The following is a 13,471-nucleotide window of genomic DNA, read 5'->3' on the forward strand; positions in this document are numbered from 1 at the left end:
CCGGACACGGGTCTTTCGCGAGGGAGTGTCGCGACACAGCGTAGTCGCGTTGCTTTGGAGAGTGACGACCGCTCCGCTAGGTTCTGGTCGCCCGATCCGGACCCTGGAGCGTGTCGTCGTGAGCAGCTCGCGGTACGAGCAGTACGAGACGTATGGACCGACCGGTGGCGACGAAGCCACCATCGTCGTCGTCGGCGTTGCCGGTGTCGCCGCCGCGGCCGGTGCGTCCGCCGCGGCGGACCCGCTCGGCGTGCATGGCGTGCCAGGTGTGCTCGGCATGTCCGGCGCGCCTGGCGTGTTCGACGTGCGTGACGCGTCCGAGGGGCCCGGCGCGGTCCGTGCGGCCGGTGCGCCCCACCCCGGCTACGAGGAGTACTCGGGCTCCGCGGAGTACCCGCGCTACGGGCCGTACGGCCAGGGCCGACCGGACCCTTACCGCCCGGCGTACGAGACGCGCGCGCCCGAGCCCGCGGCACCGAACGCGCCCCGTGTGCCCGGGGCGCCCGGGGTGCCCGGTGTGCCCGGGGTGCCTGGTGTACGGGGCGTATTCGGTGCGCCCGATGCGCCGACCGAGCCCAGCCTTCCGTGTCAGGCGGCGGACACCGTGGCCATCACGATCCCTGCGGCCCCTGTGACCCCTGCGGGCGGTACAGGCTGCACGGACGGCGCCGACGGGCGTGAGGGGGTGCGCGTGGCGGGTGGGCGGGCCGAGGCACGTCGCGCGGCCCGGCGCAGGCGCATCCCGGAACGCCCCGAATCCCTGCGCCGGCTGATCCCGCAGGCCCTGGTCGTGGCCTTCCTGGCCGGCGGCACCTCCGCGTTCGTCGCCGGCGACAAGGCGATCGACCTCAGCGTCGACGGCCGACCGCGCACCCTGCACACCTTCGCGGACGACGTGACGGAACTGCTCGCGGACGAAGGCGTGAAGGTCGGCGCGCACGACGTGGTCGCGCCCACCCCCGGCACCGGCCTCACCGACGGGGACGAGGTAGCGGTGCGCTACGGGCGCCCGGTGCACCTCACCCTCGACGGGGAGCGGCGCAGGGTGTGGACGACGGCGCACACCGTGGACGGGGCGCTCAGCCAGCTGGGGGTGCGCGCCGAGGGCGCGTACCTGTCGACCTCGCGCTCCCAGCGCATCGGGCGCCAGGGCCTCGCGCTCGACGTGCGGACCGAGCGCGCGGTCACGATCATGGCCGACGGCCGGGCACGGACGATCCGCACGAACGCCGCGAGCGTCGGGGAGGCCGTCCACGAGGCCGGGATCACCCTGCACGGACAGGACATGACCTCGGTGCCGGCCGGGAGCTTCCCGCGGGACGGGCAGACCGTCACGGTCCTGCGGGTCACCGGGGCCAAGGAGGTCCGCGAGGTACCGATTCCGTTCGATGTGCGGCGGGCGGACGACTCCTCGCTGTTCAAGGGCATCGAGGTCGTCGAACGTCCCGGTCGGTACGGAGCGCTGCGCGTCACGTACACCCTGCGCACCGTCAACGGCGTCAAGCAGAGGCCGCGCCCAGTCCGGTCCGAGGTGGTGCGGCAGCCGCAGAACCAGCTGGTCAGGGTCGGCACGAAGCCGCATCCCCCGTCCACCGGCGACGCCGACCACCTGAACTGGTCCGGCCTCGCAGCGTGCGAGTCCGGAGGCCGGCCCGGCGCCGTGGACCCGTCCGGCACCTACGGCGGCCTCTACCAGTTCGACACCCACACCTGGCACACGCTCGGCGGCAGGGGGCGCCCCCAGGACGCCCCGGCCGCGGAACAGACCCTCCGGGCGAAGAAGCTGTACGCGCGCCGGGGAACGAGTCCCTGGCCGCACTGCGGGCCACGGCTGCACGGCTGAGGCCGGAGCCCCCGTACCCTTGGCTCGTGACCAGCCCCACCTCCGACGCCCTCCTGGGCCCCGCCGAGATCCGCGAACTCGCGGCAGCCCTCGGCGTACGGCCCACCAAGCAGCGCGGCCAGAACTTCGTGATCGACGCCAACACGGTGCGCCGCATCGTGCGGACCGCCGAGGTGCGGCCCGACGACGTGGTCGTGGAGGTGGGTCCCGGCCTCGGTTCGCTGACGCTCGGCCTGCTGGAGACGGCGGACCGGGTCGTCGCCGTCGAGATCGACGACGTCCTCGCGGGCGCGCTCCCCGCGACGGTCGCGGCCCGCATGCCGGAGCGGGCCGACCGGTTCTCGCTGGTGCACTCGGACGCCATGCAGGTCCGGGAACTGCCGGGCCCGCCCCCGACCGCGCTGGTCGCGAACCTCCCGTACAACGTCGCCGTGCCCGTCCTGCTGCACATGCTCGACACCTTCCCGACGATCGAGCGCACGCTCGTGATGGTCCAGGCGGAGGTCGCCGACCGGCTCGCCGCCCCGCCCGGCTCGAAGGTGTACGGCGTGCCGTCCGTGAAGGCGAACTGGTACGCCGAGGTGAAGCGGGCCGGATCCATCGGACGCAATGTCTTCTGGCCGGCGCCCAACGTCGACAGCGGACTCGTGTCGCTCACCCGGCGTGCCGAGCCGATCTCCACGACCGCCCGGAAGAACGACGTGTTCGCGGCCGTCGACGCGGCCTTCGCGCAGCGACGCAAGACCCTGCGGGCCGCCCTCGCCGGATGGGCCGGTTCGGCCCCGGCCGCCGAGGCCGCGCTCGTCGCCGCCGGTGTCTCCCCGCAGGCCCGCGGCGAGTCCCTGACGGTCGAGGAGTTCGCCCGGATCGCGGAGAACCGCGGTGAGGCGAGCGGTGCGGACACCAGGAACGCCCGCCGCTACCGCCCCGAGAACGCCGAGAACGCCGAGAACGAGGAGTCGACCCAGCCGTGACGGAGACGGTGACGGTACGCGTCCCTGCCAAGGTCAACGTCCAGCTCGCGGTCGGCGGCGCACGCCCCGACGGCTTCCACGACCTGGCCAACGTGTTCCTCGCGGTCGGCCTGTACGACGAGGTGACGGTCACCGCCGCGGACGAACTGCGCGTCACCTGCGCGGGCCCGGACGCCGCACAGGTGCCCCTGGACCGCACGAACCTCGCGGCCCGCGCGGCCGTCGAACTCGCCCGCCGGTACGGCATCGACCCGGCCGTCCATCTCCACATCGACAAGGACATCCCCGTCGCCGGCGGCATGGCCGGCGGCAGCGCGGACGGAGCCGGCGCGCTGCTCGCCTGCGACGCGCTGTGGGGCACGAACGCCTCGCGCGACGAACTCCTCGGCATCTGCGCCGAGTTGGGCAGCGATGTGCCGTTCTCCCTGGTGGGCGGGGCGGCACTCGGCACCGGGCGCGGTGAGCAGTTGCGTGCACTGGAGGTCGGCGGGACCTTCCACTGGGTCTTCGCGATGGCCGAGCGCGGGCTGTCGACCCCGGCGGTCTTCCGGGAGTTCGACCGGATGAACCATGGCCTGCGCGTTCCGGAGCCGGTCGCCTCGCAGGACCTGCTGGACGCGCTGGCGAAGGGGGACGCCGGGGCGCTCGCGCGCACCGTCTCCAACGACCTCCAGCCCGCGGCCCTCTCCCTCTTCCCGGCCCTCGCCGACACCCTCGCGGCGGGCCGCGCGGCCGGTGCCCTGGCCGCGCTCGTCTCCGGCTCGGGCCCGACCACGGCCTTCCTCGCCCCCGACGCGGGGTCCGCGAAGACGATCGCCGGGGCCCTTCTCGCCTCGGGCACCTGCCGTTCGGCACGCGTCACCCAGAGCCCGGCGCCCGGCGCGACGGTGCTCTGACGTCCACCCGGGGTGCTCTGACGTCCACCCGGGGGTGGTCCGGCGTCGGCCCGGGGGTGGTCCGAGGTCGGTCCGACGGCGGCTCCGGAATCGGTCTGACGGCGCCACGGATCGGTCTGACGGCGTTCCGGAGGCGGCCCGTACGGCGGGGCTCGGACGGTGTGTGCGTCCTGCCGGACGGGGTGCGGCGGGCGGGCTGTCCCGCCCCCGGGAGGCGGGGCCGGGACGGGGCGGCGTACGGCACGGCTCGGCGCCCGCACCGCGCGGACTACTCTTGAGGGTCGATCGTCCCCCTTGTTCAGGAGAGAAATGGCCGTCAACCTGGTCAATGTCGAGTCCGTCAGCAAGGTGTACGGCACCCGTGCACTGCTCGACGGAGTCTCCCTCGGCGTCAGCGAGGGCGACCGGATCGGCGTGGTCGGCCGGAACGGGGACGGCAAGACCACCCTGATCCGCATGCTCGCCAAGCTGGAGGAGCCCGACACCGGCCGTGTCACCCACTCCGGCGGCCTGAATGTCGGCGTGCTCACCCAGCACGACTCGCTCGACCCCACGGCCACCGTCCGCCATGAGGTCATCCGTGACATGGCCGACCACGAGTGGGCGGGCAACGCCAAGATCAGGGACGTACTGACGGGGCTCTTCGGCGGTCTCGACCTGCCCGGGTTCCCGCAGGGGCTCGACACCGTGATCGCCCCGCTCTCCGGCGGTGAGCGGCGCCGTATCGCGCTGGCGAAGCTGCTCATCGAGGAGCAGGACCTGATCATCCTCGACGAGCCCACCAACCACCTCGACGTCGAGGGCATCGCCTGGCTCGCCAAGCACCTGCGCGAGCGCCGTTCCGCGCTGGTCTGCGTGACGCACGACCGGTGGTTCCTCGACCAGGTCTGCACCCAGATGTGGGACGTGCAGAAGGGCGCGGTGTACGAGTACGAGGGCGGCTACACCGACTACGTGTTCGCCCGGGCCGAACGCGAGCGCATCGCCGCGACCGAAGAGGTCAAGCGGCAGAACCTGGTCCGCAAGGAGCTGGCGTGGCTGCGGCGCGGAGCGCCCGCCCGTACCTCCAAGCCGCGCTTCCGCGTCGAGGCCGCCAACGAGCTGATCGCCGATGTGCCGCCGCCCCGCGACAAGAGCGAGCTCATGAAGTTCGCCAACTCGCGGCTCGGCAGGACCGTCTTCGAACTGGAGGACGTGACCGTGCAGGCCGGGCCCAAGGTGCTGCTCAAGCACCTGACCTGGCAGCTCGGCCCCGGTGACCGTGTCGGCCTGGTGGGTGTGAACGGCGCGGGCAAGACCTCCCTGCTGCGGGCCCTCGCCGAGGCCGCCCGCACCGAGGGCGAGAAGCAGCCCGCCGCCGGCCGGATCGTCACCGGCAAGACCGTCAAGCTCGCCTACCTCTCCCAGGAGGTCGGCGAACTCGACCCGAACTGGCGCGTGCTCCAGGCCGTCCAGGCCGTCCGCGACCGGGTCGACCTCGGCAAGGGCCGCGAGATGACCGCCGGGCAACTGTGCGAGACGTTCGGCTTCAACAAGGAGAAGCAGTGGACGCCGGTCGGGGACCTCAGCGGTGGTGAGCGCCGCCGGCTGCAGATCCTGCGCCTGCTGATGGACGAGCCCAACGTCCTCTTCCTCGACGAGCCGACGAACGACCTCGACATCGAGACCCTCACCCAGCTGGAGGACCTCCTCGACGGCTGGCCCGGCTCCATGATCGTGATCTCCCACGACCGCTTCTTCATCGAGCGCACCACGGACAACGTGTTCGCGCTCCTCGGCGACGCCACCCTGCGGATGCTCCCGCGCGGTATCGACGAGTACCTGGAGCGGCGCAAGAAGATCGAGGAGGTGGCCGCGGCCGCCGTGCTCGCCGCCGCCCCCGCCCCGGTCAAGGCAGCATCCGCCGCCGACGCCCGCGCCGCAAAGAAGGAACTCCAGAAGATCGAGCGCCAGCTGGACAAGATCTCCGAGAAGGAGACCAAGCTGCACGCCCAGATCGCCGACAACGCCACCGACTTCGGGAAGGTCGCCCAACTCGACTCCGAGCTGCGCGGGTTGGCGGGGGAGCGCGAGGAACTGGAGATGCGCTGGCTGGAGCTGGCCGAAGACGCGTGACACCGAGGGGCGCACGCCCTTCGGCGAGCTCGTGGTGCCTCCCGGGGCGCGGAGGCACCACGAGCAGGCGCGCTCGTCCGGCGTGCACAACCCGCCGATGGGCGTGGAATTCCCGTCAGGCGCCCCCGAGTTGCAGTATGCGCCCCTCCCCGCCGCGCCCCTCGCCCTCCTCGCTGTGCCCCTCGCGGCGTTGAACCCACCTTGCTCGCCCGGCGTGAAGGGCACGTGAAGGCGCGTAACGACGGCATCACAGCCCGGTTCTCCCTTGGGAACAGGGCGCGCACCGGCCCCCTGCCCGCGCCCCCCAAAGTGATAGAAAGAGCGGTCTGAGAACAGTCTGAGAACCACCGGACGAGGCGCGAATCCAGCGCCGCCGGTGGGGCGCCACATCAGTGAAGAGGGGGAAGCGCTGATGAGTCAGCCGCCGAGTCAGCCGCCGCAGGGTGGTTTCGGAGCACCGCAGGACCAGTCGCCGACGGGTGGGGCCGACGCTTCGCGGGACCCGCGGTCGCAGGGTGGTTTCGGTGCACCCCAGGGCGAACCGCAGGGCCCGCCGCACAGCGCACCGCAAGGTGCGCCGCAGGGCGTGTCACAGGACCCGCGTTCGCAGGGCGCGCCCCCCGGTCCGCCCGCCGCGCCACAGGGCACGCCCCCTCCCCCCGCGCAGCCGCCCCAGGCGCCCGCGCCCCAGTACGCTCCGCCGGCCGGGTCCCCGCAGCCCGGCTACGGATATCCCCAGCAGCCCGGCCCCCACACCCAGCCGGGCCCGTACGGCCAGCCCCAGCAGGCAGGTCCGTACGGCCAGCCTCAGCAGCCAGGTCCGTACGGCCAGCCCGGGCCCTACGGATACGGGCAGCAGCCGGGGTACGGGTACCCGCCCCAGGCGCCGTACCCGGGCGCGCCCGGCACCCCGCCGCCCGGTGGTCCGGGCGGGGGCTCGAAGAACCCGTTCAAGGGCAGGCCCGCGCTCGTCATCGCCGCCGCGGTGGCCGGGCTGCTCGTCGTCGGCGGCACCGTATGGGCCGTCGCCGCCGGTGGTGACGACGGGAAGAAGCCCGTCGCGCAGCAGAGCCCGAGCCACAGCCCGACCACGTCCGCGTCGGACGACCCGGTCAACCCCGGTGACGGCAGCGGCGACGGCGGCCAGGACGAGGACAACCTGAACGCGGGCCGCAAGGCGGGCGAGGCGAAGGTCCTCTGGTACAAGTCGGCACCCGACGCGCCCGGTTCGGGTGCCGACGCCCCAGGGATGTGGATCACCGGCAAGACGGCGGTGAAGGCGGCCTACAAGCAGCTCTTCGCGTTCAACGTCGGCGACGGCAAGCCCACTTGGGACGCGCTGACGTTCCCGCAGAAGATCTGCGCGGTCACCCCGCAGAAGACGGCCGACGACAAGGTCGTCATCGCCTACATGAGCGGTGCCGCCAGCAGCGCCAAGTGCAACCAGCTCCAGCAGATCGACCTGAACACCGGCGCCAAGGGCTGGAGCGGGAAGGTCGCGGACGGCACCCTTTTCGACAGCACGCTCACGGTCGAACTGTCCATCACCGGCCACACGTTGACGGTCGGCCGCTCGATGTCGGGAACGGCGTACGACGTCTCCAGCGGCAAGAAGCTGTGGGACAAGGAGAAGTACGGCGCCGGCTGCTACCCGGCGGGATTCGCGGGCGGCCCCAAGCTGCTCGCCGTCTCGTCCTGCGGGGCCGGCAGCGACACCGAACACGACGAGGTGCAGGAACTGGACCCGGCCACCGGCAAGGCCAGGTGGACGACGAAGATGCCCAAGGGCTGGCGGGTCCAACGCGCCTATTCCGTGGACCCGGTGGTGCTCTATCTGACCAACGACGCGAAGAAGACGGTGAACATCACCGTGCTGAAGGACAACGGCGATCTGCGCTCGCAGCTCAAGAGCGACGACGGCTTCGCGCCCGAGTGCGGCTTCGCGATCCTCAACCGCGACCTGACCGGCTGCTTCGGCGCCGTCGCCGACGCCGACACGCTCTATCTGCCGACCGAGGCGAAGAGCGGGCCCAACGAGGTCGTCGCGTTCAGCCTCGCGACCGGCAAGGAGAAGTGGCGCGTCAAGTCCCCGGCGGACGCGGCGATGATGCCGATGAAGACGGACGGTACGCATCTCATCGCCTACGTCGAGGCGTCGTACGACGGCGGCGGCCGCATCGTGTCGGTTCCGACGACCGGCGGCGGTCACGCCCTCACCGAGCTGCTCCGGAACCCGCAGGGCACCGCGAACATCGAGACCGGCTTCTACTCGAAGGCCGTCGACTACGTGGACGGACGCTTCTACATCTCCACCACCCGGCTGACGGGCAATGACCAGGCGAAGGAGAAGCTGATGCTGGCCTACGGCAAGTGACCGACGCCCACCCTCCGTTCCGTCGCGCCCCGCACGCGCACAGGCCCGCCGTCCCAACGCATCCCGAGGTACTCACGTCATGAGCCAGCCGCCCCCGCCACCGCCGAACGAGCCCCCGAAGGGCTTCGGCGCACCGCAGGACCCTTCCCCGGGCTCTCAGCAGAGTTCGAGCGGGGGAGACCCCGACCCCGGCGGCTTCGGCGCACCGCAGGACGCGCCGTCCGGCGGTTTCGGGGCCCCGCAGGACCCGCCTCCGGGCGGCTTCGGCGCGCCGACGCCTCCTCCGCCCGCCCCGGGCCCCGGCTACGGCTATCCGCAGACGGCGCCGCCCGCGGCCCCGCCGCAGCAGCCGTACGGCTACCCGCAGACGCAGCCCCCGGCCCAGCCGGGCTACGGCTACCCGGGCCAGCCGCAGCCCCCGTACGGCTACCCGGCCCAGCCGGGCTACGGCTACCCGCAGCCGCAGCCGCAGACCACGCCGATGCAGCCGCAGGTTCCGCAAGGGGGCGGCGGGCGGAAGGTCAACAGCCAGGTGGCCATCATCGTGGCGGCCGTGGTTGCCGTCGCACTGATCGTCGGCGGCGGCGTCCTGTACTCCCAGCACTCGAAGAGCGACAAGAACAACGCCGGGGGATCGAGCGGCGGCACCGGTGGCTCCGGCGGCAAGGGTGCCGACGGCAAGGGCGGCGACGCCAGCGGTTCCAACGGCAAGGAGAAGGCGTCGGCCGACACCGGCTCCACGCTGCTGTTCCAGATCCCCGCGCCGGCCGTGGCCAAGGACATCAACAGCGTGACCACGGCCGGCTCCTGGCTCACCGACAAGGTGTACGCCAAGACCGGCAACGCCGAGATCAACGGCTACGACCCGGACTCGGGCGCCAAGACCTGGACGATCAAGCTCCCCGGCCCGGTGTGCCAGGCCAGTCGGCACAGCACGGACGCCGACCGCACGGCGATCATCTACGAGCCGGCCATGCCCACCAAGGCCCAGCCCTCGCATGGATGCACTCAGCTCGCCGCCGTCGACCTCGACGCCGGCAAGAAGCTGTGGACCCGGACGATCAAGTCCGGTGACGAGTCGATCAACCTCGACAACGTGACGGTCAGCGGGAACACGGTCGCCGCGGGCAGCACCGGCGGTGGCGGCGCGTTCGACATCTCCACCGGCAAGGCCCTGTGGGCGCCGAAGTCCGGCGACAGCTGCTACGACTCGGGCTACGGCGGCGGCGACAAGCTGGTCGCGGTCCGCAAGTGCGGCGAGTACGGCAGTACGCGCCAGCTGCACATCCAGACCATCGACCCGAAGTCCGGGACGGTGATCTCCGAGTACAAGATGTCGCCCGGCATCGAGTACGCCAGTGTCGTCTCCACCGACCCGCTGGTGGTGGCCGCCGACGTCGGGGACTCCGCCGGTGACGGCAGCGGCATCTCGGACTTCTTCTCCATCGACAACAAGACCGGCAAGCTGCGGTCGAAGATCTCGGCGCCCGGCAAGTCGTACGCGGCCCGCTGCGACGGCATCACCAGGATCGAGTACTGCAACTCGCTCGCCGTAGGCAACGACAAGCTGTACATCCCGACGGAGGAGCACGACGGCACCAGCGACTACAGCCGGACCAACGAGATCGTCGCCTTCGACCTGGCGAACGGGAAGCAGACCGGACAGCGCGCGGACGCGGGCGACGGCTACACCATCACCCCGCTGCGCATGGACGGCACCAGCCTCCTCGCGTACAAGCGGCCGCCGTACGACAAGGGCGGGCAGATCGTCTCGGTCGACGGGACCTCCTTCAAGGAGACCGTGCTCATGGAGAACCCGGCGACCCAGGCGACGCGTGACGCGGAGTCGAGCATGCTCCCGGAGTACGCGGAGATCCTCTACCGTGACGGCCGGCTGTACATGTCCCAGGTCTACGCGAGCAAGCCGACCTCCTCGGACGACAAGGCGTACCTGGCGATCGCCTTCGGAACGAAGTAAGGCGATCATCTTCGAAAGAATGCGGTGATCGTTCTCCGAATGAATTCGTTCGGGCCGGAACATCGCGTGCGGCCCCGTCCCTGCTCAGGGGCGGGGCCGCACGCGTACCCCTCATCACTCCCTATTGGGAGGGATTTCGATATTCCGGGGCACTTCTCTCCAGTAGGGGAAGCGCAACGTCGAACAAGCGTGTAGCTTCCGGGGGATGGAGAGCCGGGGGGCTCCTAATCCACGGGGAACCAGTGGGGATGCTTGGGGGGACTGGGGGGTTGCCTGATGGGAGTCCGGCTCATGGTGGTCGACGACCACCGACTGCTCGCCGAGGCGTTGGCCTCGGCATTGAAGCTGCGCGGGCACCGGGTGCTCGCCGCGGCCGCGCCCGCCGCGGGGGCGGCGGAGCTGGTGATCACACGGGCACCCGAGGTGTGCCTGATCGGTACGGCGACACCCGCCGAGCCGGGGATCTTCGACCCGGTGGTGCGGATCAAACGGGAGCGCCCCCAGGTGGCGGTCCTGGTGCTCGGCCCGGTACCGAACCCGCGCGGGATCGCCGCCGCGTTCGCCGCCGGCGCCTCCGGCTACGTACGCCATGACGAACGCATAGAGGGCGTCGAGCGCGCGATCATGAAGGCGAGGGCGGGCGAGGCCGCCGTGGCCCCGCAACTGCTCCAGGGTGCCTTCAGTGAACTGCTCAACCCTGCCGCCCAGCCCGACGACGAGGGCCAGCGGCTGCTCCAGATGCTCACGCCCCGCGAGGTCGAGGTCCTGGTGCGGGTCGCCGACGGGGAGGACACCCGACTCATCGCGGCCGGCATGGGCATCGCGCCGTCCACGGCCCGCACCCATGTCCAGCGGGTCCTGATGAAACTGGGCGTGGGCTCCCGTCTAGAAGCGGCGGCACTCGCGGCCCGCACGGGACTCCTGGACCGGGCGGGCCCGCTCCCGCTCCCGGCACAGGCGCCGCACGGGGACATGGACAACTCCCCCTGAGGCGAAGGGGGTCAGCGGGGCCGCGAAGGGGCTACGAGGAGGGGGGCTTCCCCTCCTCGAAGCTCGCGAAGTACGCGGCGGCCATGTCCTCGTCCCCGTGGCCCAGGGCGCCGGCGCGGCCGAGGCGGTCGGCGGCGGCCTCGGCGACGTCCAGACGCACGCCGTGCCGCTGCCCCGCCCGCACGATCAGGCGGGCGTCCTTCTCGGCGGTGCTGACGGCGAAGCTCGCCGGGGACAGCCGGTCCTCCAGGACGAGGGCGGCCTTCGCGTGCAGATAGCCCATGTCGAGCGGGCCGCCGTCGATGAGGTCGAAGAAGTCCTGCGGGTCCACGCCGAGGCCCTTGGCCAGGGCGAGTGTCTCGCCGGTCGCGGCGGTGGCGGCGAGGACCCAGCTGTTGGCGACGAGCTTGAGCCGGGTGGCGCTGCCCGTCGAGCCGTCCTCGCCGGTCCACACGGTACGGGCGCCGACGGCGTCGAAGACGGGCGTCACGGTGTCCCGGGCCGCGCCCGGGCCGGCGGCGAGCACGGTCAGCTGCCCGGCCTCGGCGGGTGCGCGTGTTCCGAGGACGGGCGCGTCGAAGAAGACCAGCCCGTGCGCGTCGGCGAACCCGGTGAGCTCGCCGATCGCCTCGGTCCCGGCGGTCGTGGACTGAACCCAGACGGCCCCGGCGCGCAGCCCGGGTGCCGCCCGGCGCATGACGTCGAGGACCGCGGGGCCGTCGTGCAACATGGTCAGGACGACATCGGCGCCCCGCACGGCCTCCTCGGGGGTGTCCGCGATGTGCGCGCCGTCGGCGGCCAGCGGCTCGGCCTTGGCGCGGCTGCGGTTCCAGACGCGGACGCCGTGCCCGGCGCGCGCGAGGTTACGGGCCATCGCGGCCCCCATGATTCCGGTGCCGAGGACGCTGACGGTGAGTTTGTCGGTCATGACGTCAGCTTCCCCCTCCCGGTGAGGAGAACCCGGCATCACATGCGGACGTGGTGCTCGATGTCCTCCCTGAACTCGGTGAGCGCCTGGGCGGTGAGGGAGGGACGGGTGTCGGCGATGGCGGTGAGGTAGTCCTCGGTGTCGGCCGGTGCGCCCCGGCGGTCGGTGACTTCGCGTTCGAAGGCGGCCTGGGAGCCCTTGAGCGCGGCGAACTCGATGTCGGCGGGGGTGAACATCTCACTGGCCGCCACCAGCCGGCGCACCTCGACCCCGTCGGCGGCGGGGCCGAGGTAGCGCCGCCAGATCGCTTCCCTGGCGGCCGGATCTGGGGGACCGACCGGGATGACGTAGTCGAACCGGCCGGGGCGCAGGAACGCCGGATCGAGGGAGCGCACGGAGTTGGTGGCGCAGATCAGCAGGCGGTCGTCGTGATCGCGGAAGCCGGGGATCAGCTTGAGCAGTTCGTTGGTGACTCCGTGGCCCGGGTCGACGGCCACGCCGGACCGAACGCCGGCGATCTCCTCGACTTCGTCGATGAACAGGAGAACGGTCTCCAGTCCGGCCAGATCGGTGAACGTCTCCCGCAGTGAGGTGGCCAGGCTCCCGTCTCCCGCGGCGAGCCGGGACGGGAAGAGCTCCACGAACGGCCACTCCAGCCGGGAGGCGACGGCTCTGGCGAAGCTGGTCTTGCCGGTGCCCGGCGGGCCGAAGAGGATGACCGCCTTCGGTGGCCTCACCCCGTACCGGTCGGCCAGCGCGGGCTCGGCCAGCGGCAGCACGATCCGCCGCTCGATGGCTTCCTTCTCCCGCTCCATCCCGGCGAGGGAACCCCAGAGTCCCGGTGGCTGGACCCGCCCGCCGAGCTCCGCGAGGAGACCGGCGTCGCTCGCGCCGAGATGCTCGACCTTCTCGTAGAAGACCAGACCCTCGCGGGTCCGATAGCCGGAGTTCTCCAGGGCCGCGGTGCCGGTGGCCTCCGGGGCGAGCAGCGCGCCGATCCGGCGGATCCCCTGCTCGCGCAGCCGCCGCTCGAGCTCGGCGATCAGGGCGCTCCCGATCCCTCGGCTGCGCCAGTTCCCCGCGAGCGCCACCAGCGTGATCCAGGCCCGGTCGCCCTGGGCCTGCGCCACGGCCATGCCCACCAGGTCGTCACCGACGACCGCGACCACCGCGGGCCCGCCGGTCCGGGCGGCGGCCATGACCTCGGACACGGGGAAAACGGCAGGCGAATCGTCCCTCTGCCGGTCCTGGTCCCAGATCTGGATGGCACGGTCGAGATCGTCGTCGCGGAAGTCCCGCAGTCGCCACGTCGGCATCATCGCCACCTCGCCGAGTACCCATTCTCCGCGGAGATCGGATACGTGGCGACCGGA

9 protein-coding genes are annotated in these 13,471 nt (G+C 72.1%); 7 read left to right on the forward strand and 2 right to left on the reverse strand.

What is annotated here, in order from left to right; genetic code table 11:
• Positions 1-277: 277 nt before the first annotated feature.
• The 7 genes from N4G66_RS45635 to N4G66_RS11545 all read left to right on the forward strand — a co-directional run bounded on the left by N4G66_RS45635 (position 278) and on the right by N4G66_RS11545 (position 11,170).
• Positions 278-1,843 (forward strand): ubiquitin-like domain-containing protein, encoded by a 1,566-nt coding sequence (locus N4G66_RS45635; RefSeq protein WP_391858802.1) that lies wholly within the window; start codon positions 278-280, stop codon positions 1,841-1,843.
• A gap of 26 nt (positions 1,844-1,869) precedes the next feature.
• Positions 1,870-2,817 (forward strand): 16S rRNA (adenine(1518)-N(6)/adenine(1519)-N(6))-dimethyltransferase RsmA, encoded by a 948-nt coding sequence (gene rsmA / locus N4G66_RS11520; RefSeq protein WP_261703930.1) that lies wholly within the window; start codon positions 1,870-1,872, stop codon positions 2,815-2,817.
• On the forward strand, positions 2,814-3,713 hold the full coding sequence (locus N4G66_RS11525; RefSeq protein WP_261703931.1) for a 4-(cytidine 5'-diphospho)-2-C-methyl-D-erythritol kinase: 900 nt from the start codon (positions 2,814-2,816) through the stop codon (positions 3,711-3,713). The genes rsmA and N4G66_RS11525 overlap by 4 nt, the downstream gene beginning before the upstream one ends.
• 309 nt (positions 3,714-4,022) lie before the next feature.
• Positions 4,023-5,828 carry an ABC-F family ATP-binding cassette domain-containing protein gene (locus N4G66_RS11530; protein WP_261703932.1) on the forward strand — a complete coding sequence of 602 codons (1,806 nt, stop codon included), beginning with the start codon at positions 4,023-4,025 and terminating at the stop codon, positions 5,826-5,828.
• Positions 5,829-6,240: 412 nt separating this feature from the next.
• Positions 6,241-8,202 (forward strand): outer membrane protein assembly factor BamB family protein, encoded by a 1,962-nt coding sequence (locus N4G66_RS11535; protein ID WP_261703933.1) that lies wholly within the window; start codon positions 6,241-6,243, stop codon positions 8,200-8,202.
• Positions 8,203-8,281: 79 nt separating this feature from the next.
• Entirely contained in the window at positions 8,282-10,180 is a 1,899-nt protein-coding gene (locus N4G66_RS11540) for an outer membrane protein assembly factor BamB family protein (RefSeq protein ID WP_261703934.1), read from the forward strand.
• A gap of 276 nt (positions 10,181-10,456) precedes the next feature.
• Positions 10,457-11,170: a helix-turn-helix transcriptional regulator gene (locus N4G66_RS11545; protein WP_261703935.1), complete on the forward strand. Its 714-nt coding sequence runs from the start codon at positions 10,457-10,459 to the stop codon at positions 11,168-11,170.
• 31 nt (positions 11,171-11,201) lie between these two features.
• Here N4G66_RS11545 and N4G66_RS11550 read toward each other — a convergent pair whose 3' ends face one another.
• Entirely contained in the window at positions 11,202-12,098 is an 897-nt protein-coding gene (locus N4G66_RS11550) for an NAD(P)-dependent oxidoreductase (protein ID WP_261703936.1), read from the reverse strand.
• 38 nt (positions 12,099-12,136) lie between these two features.
• Positions 12,137-13,414: an ATP-binding protein gene (locus N4G66_RS11555; RefSeq protein WP_261703937.1), complete on the reverse strand. Its 1,278-nt coding sequence runs from the start codon at positions 13,412-13,414 to the stop codon at positions 12,137-12,139.
• Between the last annotated feature and the right edge of the window lie 57 nt (positions 13,415-13,471).

The organism is Streptomyces rhizosphaerihabitans (assembly GCF_025399795.1).
Lineage (GTDB): Bacteria > Actinomycetota > Actinomycetes > Streptomycetales > Streptomycetaceae > Streptomyces > Streptomyces rhizosphaerihabitans.